Raw genomic sequence first — 14,890 nt, forward strand, 5'->3', positions numbered from 1 at the left:
GCGGGTCACTTGTCGATGTCGCCGACGACGAAGAACATCGAGCCGAGGATGGCGACCATGTCGGCGACCAGGTTGCCGGGGAGCATCTCGCGCAGCACCTGGACGTTGTTGAAGGAGGCCGAGCGGAGCTTCATCCGCCACGGGGTCTTCTCGCCGCGCGAGACGAGATAGTAGCCGTTGATGCCCAGCGGGTTCTCCGTCCAGGCGTAGGTGTGGCCCTCGGGGACCTTCAGCACCTTGGGCAGGCGCTGGTTGACCGGGCCGGCAGGCAGCTCTCGGAGCCGTTCCAGGCAGGCGTCCGCCAGGTCCAGGGAGACCTTCGCCTGCTCCAGCAGCACCTCGAACCGGGCGTGGCAGTCCCCGGCGGAGCGGGTGACGACCTTCACCGGCAGCTCGCCGTAGGCCAGGTAGGGGTCGTCGCGCCGCAGGTCGAGGTCCACCCCCGAGGCGCGGGCGATCGGGCCGCTCACGCCGTACTGCATGATCTGCTCGCGGGTGAGCACGCCCACGCCGACCGTGCGGGCCAGGAAGATCTCGTTGCCGGAGATCAGGTCCTCGATGTCGGGCAGGCGCCGCCGTACCTCCGCCACCGCCCGGGCGGCCCGGTCCGTCCAGCCCTCGGGGATCTCCTCCTTCAGGCCGCCGACCCTGTTGAACATGTAGTGCATGCGACCGCCGGAGATCTCCTCCATGACGGCCTGGAGGGTCTCGCGTTCCCGGAAGGCGTAGAAGAGCGGGGTGATCGCGCCCAGCTCCAGCGGGTAGGAGCCGAGGAACATCAGGTGGCTGAGCACCCGGTTGAGCTCGGCCATCAGGGTCCTGGTCCACACGGCCCTGACCGGGACCTCCATGCCGAGCATGCGTTCCACGGCCAGGACCACGCCCAGCTCGTTGGCGAAGGCCGACAGCCAGTCGTGCCGGTTGGCCAGCACGATGATCTGCCGGTAGTCGCGGACCTCGAACAGCTTCTCCGCGCCGCGGTGCATGTAGCCCACGATCGGCTCGGCCGCGCTGATCCGCTCGCCGTCCAGGACGAGCCGGAGCCGCAGGACGCCGTGTGTGGAGGGATGCTGCGGCCCGATGTTGAGGATCATGTCCTCGGTGGCGAGCTCCTTGCCGCCGACCGCGCTCGCGCCCGCACCGATGCCCACGATCCGTTCCGTCATAGGGGCCATGCTGCCACGACCCCGCCGCGCCGCCCATACACCGGCCCGGGCCGGATCACCCCCGGCGGGAGGTCAGGTCGGCGAGGGCGGCGAGCAGACGGTCGACGTGCTCCTCGGTGGTGCCGATGCCGATGGAGGCGCGCACGGCGGAGGCGGTGACAGCGTTGTCAGGGTCGCAGCCACTGGTGTCTACGGCGTCCAGCAGGTGGCGGACGAAGGGGTGGGCGCAGAACTTGCCGTCGCGGACGCCGATGCCGTACTCGTTCGAGAGCGTCTCGGCGACCTCGCGGGCGGTGAAGCCGTCCACCACGAAGGAGACGATGCCGACGCGGGGGTGGTCGGGGCCCCACAGGGAAAGCTCGTGCACGCCCTCGACGGCGGCGAGCCCGGCGCGCAGCCGGCCGAGCAGCCGCCCCTCCTCGCGGACCAGCGCGTTCCAGCCGGTGGCGGTCAGCGCGTCGCAGGCGGCGGCCAGGGCGACGGCGCCCAGGACGTTCGGGGTGCCGGCCTCGTGCCGGGCCTCGGGGTCGTCGTGCCACTCGACCTCCGGCGCGTCCGGGTCCTGGGCCGTCGCGCCGCCGTTCACGGCCCGCACCGCCCCGCCGCCCTTGAGGTACGGCTCCGCCCCGGCCAGCCAGTCGGGCCGGCCGACGAGCACGCCCGTGCCGAACGGGGCGTAGAGCTTGTGACCGGAGAAGACCACGTAGTCCAGGTCGAGCGCGGTCAGGTTGAGGGGACGGTGCGGGGCGAGCTGGGCGGCGTCGACCAGGATGCGGGCGCCGTGGCGGTGGGCGATGTGGGCCAGGGCGGCGATCGGCCAGAGCTCCCCGGTGACGTTGGAGGCGGCGGTCACCACCAGCAGCGCCGGGCCCCGGACCCCCTCCAGGGCCGCGTCGGCCGCGCGGACGGCCTCGCCGGGGAAGGCCGGGGGCGCCAGCCGTACCGGGTCCGTCCAGGGCAGCAGGGAGGCGTGGTGCTCGGTGTCGAAGACCACCACGGTGGTCCCCTCGGGCAGGGACCTGGCCAGCAGGTTCGTGGCGTCGGTGGTGTTGCGGGTGAAGACCACCGCGTCGCCGGGGCGGGCCCCGGTGAAGGCGCGCACGGTGTGCCGGGCCTGCTCGTAGCGGGCCGTGGTGAGCTGGGAGGCGTAGCCGGCGCCGCGGTGGACGCTGGAGTAGGCCGGGAGCGCGGCGGCGACGGCGGCGCTCACCGGCTCCAGACACGGCGCGCTGGCGGCGTAGTCGAGGTTGGCGTAGGGGACGAGCCGGCCGCCCCTGACCGGGACCTCCAGGTCGGCGCCGAGCACCGCGGGGATCTCCCGCTCCCCGCAGGGCCGCGCGGCGGGGACGGGCGCCTCGGCGGGGGCGCCGGTGACGGCGGAGGCGGTGGGGGCGGTGAAGATGCTGAGTGCGGACACGCCGGACTCCTTCGAGGTCATCGGACCCCAAGCCATGGCGTTGGTGCGTGGAGCCCGCGCTTGCCCGGCACACCTCGTGCCGGACCAGGTCCTCACCCGGGGCACCCCGCCGCGAGCGCGAGGGTTGCCGGCCAGCGAGCCGGGGCTTGTCACTGGCACTCATGACCTACGGCCGAACTATAACCATCAACCGGTCTGGTTTTGCAAGTCCGCGATGAGATTTTCCGATCGTCCCGGGCAAGGAACTCCTGGTACCTCCCGATCGTCTTGGGACGTGATGCCACCGACGGGCGACGTGGCGTCATCGACCCGCGACGCGGTTTCGCAGAGGAGAGAGTCATGGACTGGGTGACCGACCCGCAGATCTGGATAGGGTTCCTCACCCTTGTCGGCCTGGAGATCGTTCTGGGGATCGACAACGTCATCTTCATCTCGATCCTGGCGGGCAAGCTCCCACCCGAGCAGCGGGAGAACGCGCGACGGCTGGGACTGGCGGCGGCGCTGATCAGCCGCCTGGCGCTGCTGCTGGCGCTGTCCTGGGTGGTACGGCTCACCGACCCGCTCTTCGAGGTCCTGGGACAGGAGATCTCGGGCCGCGACCTGATCCTGATCCTGGGCGGCCTGTTCCTGCTGGGCAAGAGCGTCTTCGAGATGCACGACAGCCTGGAGGGCAAGTCAGGCCACGCCGGCGGCAAGGTCGCCGCCTCCTTCACCGCGGTGATCATCCAGATCATGATCCTGGACATCGTGTTCTCGCTCGACTCGGTGATCACCGCGGTCGGCATGGTGGACGAGATCGGCGTCATGATCGCGGCCGTCATCGTCTCGGTCATCGTGATGCTGGTCGCCTCCGGGCCGATCAGCCGCTTCGTGGAGAAGCACCCGAGCATCAAGATGCTCGCCCTGTCCTTCCTGGTCCTGATCGGCGTCGTACTGCTCGCCGAGGGCTTCGACCAGCACATCCCCAAGGGCTACATCTACTTCGCGATGGCCTTCTCGCTCGTGGTGGAGCTGCTCAACATCCGGGCGCGCACCAAGGCGGGCGGGGAGGAGCCGGTCGACCTGCACCACCGGTACGAGGAGGACAGGCCCGCGGCGCCCTGACCGGGATCGGGGGCTACCGGAGCCAGGGGCCCGGATTACGATGACTTCGTGCGCTTTGATCCCTGGAATCCGGAATTCGTCGCCCACCCCTACGACGTCTACGACGAGCTCAGGCGGGAGCGGCCGGTCAGCTTCTTCGAGCCGACCGGCCAGTGGCTGATCGCCCGGCACGCCGACGTCAACGCGCTGCTGCGCGACCGCAGGCTCGGCCGCTCCTACCTGCATGTGGCGACCCACGCGGAGTTCGGCCGGCCCGACGACCCCGAGTTCCAGGACCCCTTCTGGCGGGTGATCCGGGCCGGCATGCTCGACGTCGAGCCGCCGGTCCACACGCGGCTGCGGCGGCTGGTGTCCAAGGCCTTCACCCCCCGCATGGTCGAGGCGCTGCGCCCCAAGATCGCAAAGATCGCCGGGGAGCTGGTGGACCGCCTCGTCGAGCGCGGCGGGGGAGACCTGATCGCCGAGGTGGCCGAGCCGCTCCCGGTGACCGTGATCGCCGAGATGCTCGGCGTGCCGGAGGCCGACCGTCACCTTCTGCGGCCCTGGTCGGCCGACATCTGCGGGATGTACGAGCTCAACCCCTCGATCGAGGCCCAGCGCACGGCCGTGCGCGCCGCCTCGGAGTTCTCCGCCTATCTCGTGGAGCTGGCCCGCGCGCGCAGGGCCGATCCGGGCGACGACCTCATCAGCGCGCTCGCGCAGGTGACCGACGAGGGCGACACGCTGACCGAGGAGGAGCTGGTCGGCACCTGCGTGCTGCTGCTCAACGCCGGGCACGAGGCCACCGTCAACGTCACCGGCAACGGCTGGTGGTCGCTGTTCCGCAACCCCGCCGAGCTGGAGCGCCTGCGCGCCGACCACGGCCTGCTGCCGACCGCGGTCGAGGAGATGATGCGGTGGGACACCCCGCTGCAGATGTTCGAGCGCTGGGTGCTGGAGGACATCTCGGTCGGCGGGGTGGACATCCCGCGCGGGACCGAGGTGGCGCTGCTGTTCGGCTCGGCCAACCGCGACCCCGAGGTGTTCGACGAGCCCGGGCGCTTCGACGTGGGCCGCGGGGACAACCCGCACATCTCCTTCGGCGCGGGCATCCACTTCTGCCTCGGCGCGCCGCTGGCCCGCATCGAGCTCGCCGAGTCGTTCGGCGCCCTGCTGCGCGCGGCCCCGAAGATGGAGCTCGCCGCCGAGCCGGTGTGGGGGCCGGGCTACATCATCCGCGGCCTGGAGTCGCTCCAGGTCCGCATCTGAGCCGTCCGTCGGCAGTCCGCGTCCGCTCCGGTAGTCCGCGTCCGCGGCCCGGGTTCCCGTCCGCGGTCCGCGGTCCGCGTCACTGTCCGCGGTCCGCGTCCCCGCCTGCTTCGGTTTCCCGCTACCCCTGCATTCCGGGCGAATGGGGTTATCTTGGGCGTGTCTGGACTAGCCATCCGAAACCGCCCAAGCCGTGCGGGTCGATCAGCTCGCCCTCCTGCGAGGCCCGCGCCAGGGCGTGGAGGTAGCCACGTGGGTCGGTGCGCGCGTGGTCGGCCGGCGGCCGGGCCCCGGTGACGCCCAGGGCCCGCAGGGCCTCGCGCTGCGTGGTCAGGGCCGTGGTGACGGCGCCGGTCCGCTCTCCCGCCGCCGCGCAGGCGTCCAGGGCGACGTGCGCGGTGATGTCGCACGACCCGTCGGGGACGGGCGCGACGGTCGCGCCGTCGCGGTAGCCGGTCAGGGTGCCGTACGGCGGGCGCCCGTCCAGCCGGTGGGCGTAGTCGACGGCGATCGCCCGCCCGCGCGCCAGCCGTACGATCACCGAGGCCCAGGCCTCGTCGCGAGGCCTGCCGATCTCCGCGCGCCCCCCGGCCGCCCGCATCGGCCACCAGCGCTCCAGCCAGGCCAGATCGGCCGCTTCCGGAGCCTCTCCCAGCCGCTCCTCGCCGGTCGAGGGATCGACCGTCACGAGCCGGGGGCCGTGCGGGGTCTGCTCGGCGACGTCCACCGGGACGTTGTCCAGCCACTCGTTGGCGATCACCAGCCCGTGGATGCTCTCCGGGGGCGTCGCCGCCCAGGCGATCTCCTCCGGCAACCGGGCCGGCCGCGGGGCCAGGTCCACCGCGGTCACCCGGAGCCTGGCCCGCAGGTGCGGGGGAGCCGCGGCCGCGATCCCGGCCGCGAGCGCGCCGTCGCCGGCGCCGATGTCGACCAGGTCGACGGCCGGCGGCCGGCCGAGCGCGTCGTCCACCGCGAGCAGCTCGCGCAGCAGGGCCTCGGCGAAGACCGGGGAGGCGACCACCGACGTCCGGAAGTGCCCGGAGGGGCGTTCGCGCAGATAGAAGCCGTTCTCACCGTAGAGGGCACGCTCCATCGCGACACGCCAGGGGAGCCACATGACAGCAGACGTTACCGGGAGCGGGCCGGGACGGTGATGGTCTTGGTGATGGGCTCGTCGTGACACGCGGGGCGAGGGGATGACTACACGCTGTCATGACTTTGCGTTACCGTGGCATTACCGGCGGCGATCGACGTCCCGGCCCGCTCCCCCAGCGGGCGCGGTCCGTGTCGCCTCTCGGTCGGCCGGGTTCCCGGCGGGCGCCGGGCCACGTGCCCGGCCCGGCGCCCGCCGCCGTCTTACGCCACGCCGCGACACGGTTACGAGCCGTTGGCCCGTTACGCTGGTCAACTGGGTGCAGAAGCCCCAGGTGGTCGAAGGACGGGACGTCATGCACATAGACGATCGCCCGGCACGGCTGGCAGTCGGAGTGCTCGGAGCCGGACGGGTCGGCTCGGTGCTCGGCGCGGCGCTCGCGCGCGCGGGTCATCGGGTGGTGGCCGCCAGCGGCGTCTCCGACGCCTCGCGGAACCGGGTGGCCGACAGGCTCGGCCTGATCCCCAGCAACCCCGAGGACGTGGTGGCCAAGGCCGACCTCGTCCTGCTGACGGTTCCCGACGACGTGCTGCCCGATCTGGTCGTGGGCCTGGCCGAGACCGGCGTCGAGCTGCGCGGCAAGCTGCTGGTGCACACCAGCGGCGCCTACGGCCTGGCCGTGCTGAACCCCGCGACCAAGGCGGGCGCGCTGCCGCTGGCCCTGCACCCGGTGATGACCTTCACCGGGAGCGACGACGACCTCAACCGCATGACCGGCATCTCGTTCGGGGTGACCGCGCCCGACCAGCTCCGCATGGTGGCCGAGGCGCTGGTCATCGAGATGGAGGGCGAGCCGGTCTGGATCGAGGAGAAGGACCGGGCGCTCTACCACGCGGCCCTGGCCGGTGCGGCCAACCACATGGTCACGCTCGTCGCCGAGTCCTCCGACCTGCTGCAGAAGATCGGCGTCGACGATCCGGGCCGGATGCTCGGGCCGCTCCTGGGGGCCGCGCTGGACAACGTGCTCCGGCTCGGCATCGCCGGGCTGACCGGCCCGGTGGTCCGCGGCGACGCCGGAACGGTGCGCAGGCACGTGGACGCGCTGATCCTGGCCGCCCCCGAGGCGGCCGACGCCTATGTGGCCCTCGCTAGGCTCACGGCGGACCGGGCGCTCGCGGCGGGGCTGCTCAAGCCCGAGGCGGCCGAGCGCCTCCTGGACGCCCTGGGAGGAAACATATGGACGTGATCGTTGCCGGGGACCGCGCCGAGCTGGCCGAGGCCCGGCGGACCCTCGGGATCGGCGGCCCCGGCCGCCTCGACGGGCCCCCGGCGCTCGCGCTGGTGCCGACGATGGGAGCCCTGCACGAGGGCCACCGCTCGCTCATGCGGCAGGCCCGCGAGCTGGCCGAGCACGTCGCGGTCAGCATCTTCGTCAACCCGCTGCAGTTCGGGCCCGGTGAGGACTACTCCCGCTATCCGCGGACGTTCGAGACGGACCTGGAGATCTGCGCGGCCGAGGGCGTGAGCGTCGTCTTCGCCCCCTCCGCGGAGGACATGTACCTGCCGGACCGGCAGGTGAGCGTGTCGGCGGGGGCGATGGGCGCGGTCGCCGAGGGCGCGTTCCGGCCGGGGCACTTCGACGGCGTGCTGACCGTGGTGCTCAAGCTGTTCAACCTGGTCCGGCCGGACGTGGCGGTGTTCGGGCGCAAGGACGCCCAGCAGCTGGCGCTGATCCGCCGGATGGTCGCCGACCTCGACGTGCCGGTCTCCGTCGTGGGCGCGCCGACGGTCCGCGAGCCCGACGGCCTGGCGCTGTCGAGCCGCAACCGCTATCTGTCGCCGCAGGACCGGATCGCGGCCCTCGCACTGTCGCGGGCGCTGTTCGCCGGTGAGCGGGAGGGTGGGCCGGCGCAGATCCTGCGGGCGGCGCGCGCCGTACTCGACGCCGAGCCCGCGGTGGAGGTCGACTATCTGATCCTGGCGGACCCGGCGACCTTCGCCGAGGTGGGGGACGACCACACCGGGGAGGCGGTCCTGGCCGTCGCGGCCCGGGTCGGGACTACCCGCCTGATCGACAACGTTGTCCTCACGCTGGGCTGATCGGCGGCGTTGTCCCGGCACGGAGCCGATCTATACCCTGGTTCATCTCCCTGTCCGGCGTGCACGCCCTCGGGCGGCGCGACCTTGAGAAAGGCGAACGTCGCATGCTCCGAACCATGCTGACCTCCAAGATCCATCGTGCCACCGTCACCCAGGCCGACCTGCACTACGTGGGATCGATCACCATCGACGAGGACCTGCTGGACGCCGCCGGGCTGCTGCCCGGGGAGCAGGTCCACGTGGTCGACATCGACAACGGCGCCCGCCTGGTCACCTACACCATCGCCGGACCCCGCGGATCCGGGGTCATCGGCGTCAACGGGGCCGCCGCCCGGCTCGTCCACCAGGGCGACCTGATCATCATCATCGCCTACGGTCAGATGGAGGACGCCGAGGCCAGGGCCTTCCGCCCCCGCGTGGTCCACGTCGACCGCGACAACCGGATCGTGAACCTCGGCGACGACCTCGCCGAGCCCGTCCCCGGCGCCGAGGACCTCCGAGGCGACCTCGTCGCCGGCTGACCTCCGCCCCTCCCGTGATGCCCGCCGTACGGCGGCGCCGACAAGGCCGGTACGGCTCCCCGCCGTACCGGCGCCGTCGGGAAGGGCCGGTCAGTTCGGCCGGGCGGCGGGAGCCGTACGGGGCTGACCGGGGGGAACGAGCAATCGAGCGCCCCGGGGAAGAGCCGCGTCGTGCCGGGCGTTATCGTCATGTTGACGAAATTCACGGTCCCCCGCGAGGGGGCGCCGGTGAACCAGCCGAGGAACGCCCGGAGCGAGGAACGAGCGAGGACGTGACGAGGGCGGGAGCCGGACCAGGCCGCCCCCGAGCCGTGACGCGCAGCGTCGCCATCGACACAGCCCCGAGCCGCGACGCGCAGCGTCGCCATCAACACAGGAGGCGGCAATGAGTATCCCTGCCATTCCCCAGCGGCTGACGGCGCCGGAGGCCGGGTGGACGGTCGAGGCGGACGTGGTGGTGGTGGGATCGGGGATCGCCGGTCTGACCCTGGCTCTGCGGCACACCGCGCTCGACCCGGGGGCCAAGGTCCTGGTCGTCACCAAGGACGTGCTGTCGGCGGGTTCCACGCGCTGGGCCCAGGGCGGCATCGCCGCCGTGCTCGACCCCGAGGACACCCCGGCCGAGCACCTGTCCGACACGCTCATCGCCGGGGTCGGCCTCTGCGACGAGGAGGCGGTCCGGGCGCTGGTGACCGAGGGGCCGGACGCGCTGCGCCGCCTGATGGCGGCGGGCGCCCGCTTCGACACCGACGCCTCCGGCGAGCTCCAGCTCACCCGGGAGGGCGGCCACCGGCGCAACCGCATCGTGCACGCGGGCGGCGACGCCACCGGCGCGGAGGTGCAGCGGGCGCTCATCGCCGCGGTCCGCGGGGCCGGGGTCGAGGTGATCGAGCACGCTCTCGTCCTCGACCTGCTCAAGGACGCCGGGGGCCGGACGGCGGGGCTGACGCTGCATGTCATGGGCGAGGGCACGCGCGACGGCGTGGGCGCGGTGCGCTCGCCGGCCGTGGTGCTCGCCACCGGCGGCATGGGCCAGGTCTACGCCGCCACGACCAACCCGCTGGTCTCCACCGGCGACGGTGTGGCGCTCGCGCTGCGGGCCGGGGCCGTCGTCAGGGACCTGGAGTTCGTCCAGTTCCACCCGACCGTGCTGTGGCTCGGCGAGGGCTCCACCGGCCAGCAGCCGCTGATCTCCGAGGCGGTGCGCGGCGAGGGCGCGGTGCTCGTCGACGCCGACGGGGTCCGCTTCATGCAGGACGTGCACGAGCTGGCCGACCTCGCGCCCCGCGACGTCGTGGCCAAGGCGATCATGCGGCGGATGCGCGAGACGGGTGCCGACCACATGTATCTCGACGCCCGCCACTTCGGCGAGGAGAAGTGGCGCACCCGCTTCCCGACCATCCACGCGGTCTGCCTGGAGCACGGCATCGACCCGGTGACCCGGCCCATCCCGGTCGCCCCGGCCGCCCACTACGCCAGCGGCGGCGTCCGCGTCGACCTGCACGGCCGTACCAGCGTGCCGGGCCTGTACGCCTGCGGGGAGGTGGCCTGCACCGGCGTGCACGGCGCCAACCGGCTGGCCTCCAACTCGCTGCTGGAGGGCCTGGTCTTCGCCGAGCGGATCGCCGCCGACATCCACGCGAGGCGCGCGCCGGGGGCGGCGCGCCCGGCGCCCGGCGAGCCGGTGACCGACGGGCGCCCCACCGGCCTGGTGGACCCCCGGGCCCGGACCAGGATCCAGGGGAACATGAGCCGGGGCGCGAGCGTGCTGCGCAGCGGTGAGAGCCTCGACGAGGTGAGCCGCGCCCTGCTGAACGCCCGCTGGACGCCGGTGGCCGTCGAACCGTGCACGGAGGCCTGGGAGACCACCAACCTGCTGACGGTGGCCACCGCGCTGGTGCAGGCCGCCCGCGCCCGTGAGGAGACCCGCGGGTCACACTGGCGGGAGGACTTCCCCGAGCGCGACGACGCCCGGTGGCTGAGCCATCTCGACGTGACCCTGACAGGAGAGGGACTGACCATGAGCTACCGTCCGCACGCCGAGGCCGCGATGCCCGCGCACGTGGCCGACGACCTGGCCGCGGCGGGGCTCGACCCCGCCGAGGTGGGCGCCCTGATCGAGACGGCGCTCCGCGAGGACCTGCAGGAGGCGGGGGACGTGACGAGCATCGCCACGATCCCCGCGGGGCAGGTCGCGGTCGCCGACGTGGTGGCGCGGGCCGACGGCGTGGTCGCGGGACTGGCGGTCGCGGAGGCGGTCTTCGCCCGGTTCGGCGCGGGCCGCGCCGAGCGGCACGTCAAGGACGGCGAGCGGGTGAGCCGGGGGGACGTGCTGATGACCGTCACCGGCACCACCGGGGACCTGCTGACGGCCGAGCGGACGGCGCTGAACCTGCTCACCCACCTGTCCGGCATCGCCACCCTCACCGGCAGGTGGGTCCTGGCGGTCGAGGGGACGGGGGCCCGCATCCGCGACAGCCGTAAGACCCTGCCGGGCCTGCGCGCGCTGGAGAAGTACGCCGTGCGCGCGGGCGGCGGGGTCAATCACCGCATGTCGTTGTCGGACGCCGCACTGATCAAGGACAATCACGTGGTGGCGGCCGGCGGTGTGGCGGAGGCGTTCAGGGCGGTACGGGCGGCCTATCCCGGCCTGCCGATCGAGGTGGAGGTCGACCGGATCGACCAGATCGAGCCGGTGCTGGCGGAGGGGGCGCAGGAGATCCTGCTGGACAACTTCACCGTCCCCGAGCTGGCGGAGGCCGTACGGCTCGTCAACGGCAGGGCGCGCCTGGAGTCCAGTGGGGGATTGACCTTGGAATCGGCCCGTGATGTAGCCGAAACTGGCGTCGACTACCTTGCCGTGGGCGCACTCACGCACTCGGCGCCGGCCCTGGACATCGCCTTGGACCTTCGGGGGAATTGATGCTGCTCGCCATCGACGTCGGCAACACGCACACCGTTCTCGGCCTGTTCGAGGGTGAAGAGGTGATCGAGCACTGGCGGATCGCCACCGACGCCCGGCGCACCGCCGACGAGATCGCGGTCGTGCTGCAGGGGCTGCTCGCCCAGTCGCCGCTGCTCAAGGGAGCCGACGTCGACGGCATCGCGATCTGCTCCACGGTGCCGTCGGTGCTCAACGAGATGCGCGAGATGTGCCGCCGTTACTACGGCGACGTCACCGCAGTGATCGTGGAGCCCGGCATCCGCACCGGAGTGCCGGTCCGGATGGACAATCCCAAGGAGGTCGGCAGCGACCGGATCGTCAACGCGCTGGCGGCCATCCAGCTGTACGGCGGGCCGTGCATCATCGTCGACTTCGGCACCGCCACCTCCTTCGACGCCGTCTCCCCCAAGGGGGAGTACGTCGGGGCCGTCACCGCGCCCGGCATCGAGATCTCGGTGGACGCGCTGGCCGCCGCCGGGGCGCAGCTGCACAAGGTGGAGCTGGTCCGGCCCCGGTCGGTGATCGCCAAGAACACGGTCGAGGCGCTCCAGTCGGGCATCATCTACGGGTTCGCCGGACAGGTGGACGGGATCGTGGAGCGGATGGCCGCCGAGCTGGCCGACGACCCCGACGACGTGACCGTGGTCGCGACGGGCGGGGCGGCGCCGCTGGTGGTGGGCGAGGCGGCCTCGGTCGACGTGCACGAACCGTGGCTGACGCTGATCGGGCTCCGGCTCATCTACCACCGCAACACGGCGTGACCCGGGCGCGGGCCCGCCGCCGGGACACAGCGCGGGGGCGCGTGGCCGGGCGCGGGTCCGCCGCCGGGACACAGCGCGGCCGGGCGCGGCCACCGCCAGCACCGCCGGTTCCGCAGTGTCGGTACCCTTGGCTCCGTGAGCGACCATCTGACCCCAGCCGAGGATCTGCCCGAGCAGATGCGCGTGCGCCGGGAGAAGCTCGACCGCCTGCGTTCCGAGGGCGTCGACCCCTACCCGGTGAACTTCCCGCGCACCGCGACCAACGCCGAGATCCGCGAGAAATACGCCGATCTCGCCGCTGACACCGCGACCGGCGACAAAGTGGGCGTCACGGGCCGCGTGATGCTGTCCAGGACCGGCGGCAAGCTCTGCTTCGCCACGATCCGCGACGGCTCCGGCGACCTGCAGGTGATGATCTCGCTGGACAAGGTGGGCGAGGAGTCCCTGGCCGCCTGGAAGCGCGACGTCGACCTCGGCGACCACATCGGGATCGAGGGCGAGGTCATCACCTCCCGCCGCGGCGAGCTGTCCATCCTGGCCGACCGGTGGGCGATCACGTCCAAGTGCCTGCGCCCGCTGCCGGAGAAGCACGCCGGGCTCACCGACCCCGAGGCGCGCGTACGGCTGCGCTACGTGGACCTCATCGTCAACGACGAGGCCCGCAAGATGGCGCACCTGCGCAGCGACACGGTCCGGGCGGTGCGCGACTTCTGGCACGAGGAGGGCTATCTGGAGGTCGAGACGCCGATGCTCCAGCCGATCCACGGCGGAGCGGCGGCCCGGCCCTTCAAGACCCACATCAACGCCTACGACATGGAGCTCTACCTCCGCATCGCGATCGAGCTCTATCTCAAGCGGCTCGTGGTGGGCGGCATCGAGAAGGTCTTCGAGATCAACCGCAACTTCCGCAACGAGGGCGCGGACGCCACCCACAACCCCGAGTTCACCATGCTCGAGGCGTACGGGACGTATCTCGACTACAACGACATGGCCGACCTCACCCAGCGGATGTACCAGAAGGCCGTGGTGGCCGCGCTGGGCACCACGGTCGTGGTGCACGAGGGCCGGGAGGTCGACCTCGGCCTGACCCGGTGGCCGCGGATCACGCTGTACGGCTCGGTCTCGGAGGCGATCGGCGAGGAGATCACCACCGAGACCCCGCTGGAGAAGGTCAGGAAGCTGGCCGACGCCCGGGAGATCCACTGGGACCCCAAGTGGGGACAGGGCAAGCTCGTCCAGGAGATCTTCGAGGCGCTGGTCGAGCACACGCTCGTCCAGCCCACCTTCGTCATGGACTACCCGCTGGAGACCTCCCCGCTGACCCGCCAGCACCGCGACAACCCGCTGCTGACGGAGAAGTGGGACCTGATCGGCTTCGGCACCGAGCTGGGCACCGCCTACTCGGAGCTGGTCGATCCGGTCGAGCAGCGCCGCCGCCTGGTCGAGCAGTCCCTGCTCGCCGCCGGCGGCGACCTGGAGGCCATGCAACTTGACGAGGACTTCCTGGCCGCTCTGGAATACGCGATGCCGCCCACCGGCGGCATGGGCGCCGGCATCGATCGCATGATCATGGCGTTCACCGGCAGGAATATCCGCGAGACGATCCTGTTCCCGCTGGTCAAGCCGACCGGCGGGTCCTGATCGGAGCACAGCCGGCCGTATGCGGCCGGACGAGAGGGGCGCGGCCGCGGCCGCGCCCCTCTCGTTTTCGTTCCGTTCCGTGGTGAGTGCGGCGCGAAACTCCATTTGCACGTGCACGCCATAGTGTGTGTTGATCCGTCATCCTGCGGAGCCGTACACCGAATGCCGGAGAAATGCGCTCATCCTCTGCCCGGTGGGCGGCGATTTCCTCCACGCCGTCCGGGCGGGGGCGACTCTCCCCGTCGAAGGCCGCTCCCTTTCCCGGGAAATGCGCGGAGCACGGGCCGGCCGCGTGACCTGCGGAAAGCCGATCTCATCGATCGGGGCGCCCGGCGAAACCGCGCCTGCCGAAGGCCCCCCGGCGGGCGATGGCGCCCGGTGTTCGCGGCGGTGGGTCGCGGCAGCTCGGGTTAACCGTAAAGGCGCTGACATATCGTGAGTAGTTCACGTAGCAAGCACTATGTCAATGAACGGCTCTCAGACTATGGAACTCGGAACTTGACGACCTTTGAAGAAGACGTTTACCGTTCCTGACGGGCGACATTGGTTCCGATCAAACCCACGGCTGGGTTACGGAGCGGGGGGAGGATCTCTAGATGGCATATCCAGAAGTTGTAGTGGATTCCCGTCGCGACGACAGTCTTCCAGGCGCGCGGGAGGTCGGCCTGAGCAACGACGATCTGGTCCTCCTGGCGGAGCTCGCCAAGGGGGTCACCGTCGACAGGGTGGGGCGCCGTCTGGACATCAGCGGGCGCACCGTCCGGCGCAGGCTCCGTGGCATCTGCGACCGCATTGGAGTGGCTACGGCGATCGAGGCCGTGGCCTGGGCGGCACGCCGCCGACTGATCTGATCACTACCGACTTCTGGGCCCAGACCCCGCCCGCCGGTTCCACC

At 71.9% G+C, this 14,890-nt stretch carries 12 protein-coding genes and 1 riboswitch; of the genes, 9 read left to right on the top strand and 3 right to left on the bottom strand.

Going from position 1 to position 14,890, the window contains the following annotated elements; genetic code table 11:
* Window positions 1-5: 5 nt before the first annotated feature.
* Window positions 6-1,166, bottom strand: a complete 1,161-nt coding sequence (locus Pta02_RS01330; protein WP_239129226.1) for an NADH-quinone oxidoreductase subunit D — start codon at window positions 1,164-1,166, stop codon at window positions 6-8.
* Between the two features lie 55 nt (window positions 1,167-1,221).
* The gene (locus tag Pta02_RS01335; protein ID WP_373872329.1) at window positions 1,222-2,583 is read right to left on the bottom strand and encodes an aminotransferase class V-fold PLP-dependent enzyme; all 1,362 of its coding nucleotides are present in this window, start codon (window positions 2,581-2,583) and stop codon (window positions 1,222-1,224) included.
* 51 nt (window positions 2,584-2,634) lie between these two features.
* Window positions 2,635-2,750, bottom strand: a riboswitch (SAM riboswitch).
* A 172-nt stretch (window positions 2,751-2,922) separates the two neighbouring features.
* Here Pta02_RS01335 and Pta02_RS01340 point away from each other — a divergent pair.
* Complete coding sequence (locus Pta02_RS01340; RefSeq protein ID WP_203872741.1) at window positions 2,923-3,687, top strand: TerC family protein; 765 nt, start codon at window positions 2,923-2,925, stop codon at window positions 3,685-3,687.
* Between the two features lie 48 nt (window positions 3,688-3,735).
* Entirely contained in the window at window positions 3,736-4,935 is a 1,200-nt protein-coding gene (locus Pta02_RS01345; protein ID WP_203872742.1) for a cytochrome P450, read from the top strand.
* Window positions 4,936-5,083: 148 nt separating this feature from the next.
* On the opposite strand, the gene Pta02_RS01350 is transcribed toward Pta02_RS01345, so the two are convergent.
* Entirely contained in the window at window positions 5,084-6,052 is a 969-nt protein-coding gene (locus Pta02_RS01350) for an SAM-dependent methyltransferase (RefSeq protein WP_203872743.1), read from the bottom strand.
* A gap of 331 nt (window positions 6,053-6,383) precedes the next feature.
* Between Pta02_RS01350 and Pta02_RS01355 the strand changes: the two genes are divergently transcribed.
* The 7 genes from Pta02_RS01355 (at window position 6,384) to Pta02_RS01385 (ending at window position 14,846) form a co-directional block, all read left to right on the top strand.
* Entirely contained in the window at window positions 6,384-7,274 is an 891-nt protein-coding gene (locus Pta02_RS01355) for a Rossmann-like and DUF2520 domain-containing protein (protein ID WP_203872744.1), read from the top strand.
* Window positions 7,265-8,128 (top strand): pantoate--beta-alanine ligase, encoded by an 864-nt coding sequence (gene panC, locus Pta02_RS01360; protein ID WP_203872745.1) that lies wholly within the window; start codon window positions 7,265-7,267, stop codon window positions 8,126-8,128. The genes Pta02_RS01355 and panC overlap by 10 nt, the downstream gene beginning before the upstream one ends.
* A 104-nt stretch (window positions 8,129-8,232) precedes the next feature.
* Window positions 8,233-8,649, top strand: a complete 417-nt coding sequence (gene panD / locus Pta02_RS01365) for an aspartate 1-decarboxylase (protein WP_203872746.1) — start codon at window positions 8,233-8,235, stop codon at window positions 8,647-8,649.
* 385 nt (window positions 8,650-9,034) lie between these two features.
* Window positions 9,035-11,572 (top strand): L-aspartate oxidase, encoded by a 2,538-nt coding sequence (locus tag Pta02_RS01370; RefSeq protein WP_203872747.1) that lies wholly within the window; start codon window positions 9,035-9,037, stop codon window positions 11,570-11,572.
* Window positions 11,572-12,354 (top strand): type III pantothenate kinase, encoded by a 783-nt coding sequence (locus Pta02_RS01375; protein WP_203872748.1) that lies wholly within the window; start codon window positions 11,572-11,574, stop codon window positions 12,352-12,354. The genes Pta02_RS01370 and Pta02_RS01375 overlap by 1 nt, the downstream gene beginning before the upstream one ends.
* A gap of 135 nt (window positions 12,355-12,489) precedes the next feature.
* Entirely contained in the window at window positions 12,490-13,995 is a 1,506-nt protein-coding gene (gene lysX, locus Pta02_RS01380; RefSeq protein WP_203872749.1) for a bifunctional lysylphosphatidylglycerol synthetase/lysine--tRNA ligase LysX, read from the top strand.
* 617 nt (window positions 13,996-14,612) lie between these two features.
* Window positions 14,613-14,846 (top strand): helix-turn-helix domain-containing protein, encoded by a 234-nt coding sequence (locus Pta02_RS01385; protein ID WP_203872750.1) that lies wholly within the window; start codon window positions 14,613-14,615, stop codon window positions 14,844-14,846.
* The last annotated feature ends 44 nt before the right edge of the window (window positions 14,847-14,890 follow it).

The sequence above is a fragment of the Paraplanobispora takensis genome, from assembly GCF_016863195.1.
In the GTDB taxonomy this organism is placed as follows: domain Bacteria; phylum Actinomycetota; class Actinomycetes; order Streptosporangiales; family Streptosporangiaceae; genus Planobispora; species Planobispora takensis.

What these genes read in the sequence shown, in the direction of transcription:
- panC (WP_203872745.1), top strand. Translation starts at nt 7,265, where the DNA reads ATGGACGTGATCGTTGCCGGGGACCGCGCCGAGCTGGCCGAGGCCCGG.
- Pta02_RS01330 (WP_239129226.1), bottom strand. Translation starts at nt 1,166, where the DNA reads ATGACGGAACGGATCGTGGGCATCGGTGCGGGCGCGAGCGCGGTCGGC.
- Pta02_RS01375 (WP_203872748.1), top strand. Translation starts at nt 11,572, where the DNA reads ATGCTGCTCGCCATCGACGTCGGCAACACGCACACCGTTCTCGGCCTG.
- Pta02_RS01355 (WP_203872744.1), top strand. Translation starts at nt 6,384, where the DNA reads ATGCACATAGACGATCGCCCGGCACGGCTGGCAGTCGGAGTGCTCGGA.
- Pta02_RS01350 (WP_203872743.1), bottom strand. Translation starts at nt 6,052, where the DNA reads ATGTGGCTCCCCTGGCGTGTCGCGATGGAGCGTGCCCTCTACGGTGAG.
- panD (WP_203872746.1), top strand. Translation starts at nt 8,233, where the DNA reads ATGCTCCGAACCATGCTGACCTCCAAGATCCATCGTGCCACCGTCACC.
- Pta02_RS01370 (WP_203872747.1), top strand. Translation starts at nt 9,035, where the DNA reads ATGAGTATCCCTGCCATTCCCCAGCGGCTGACGGCGCCGGAGGCCGGG.
- Pta02_RS01340 (WP_203872741.1), top strand. Translation starts at nt 2,923, where the DNA reads ATGGACTGGGTGACCGACCCGCAGATCTGGATAGGGTTCCTCACCCTT.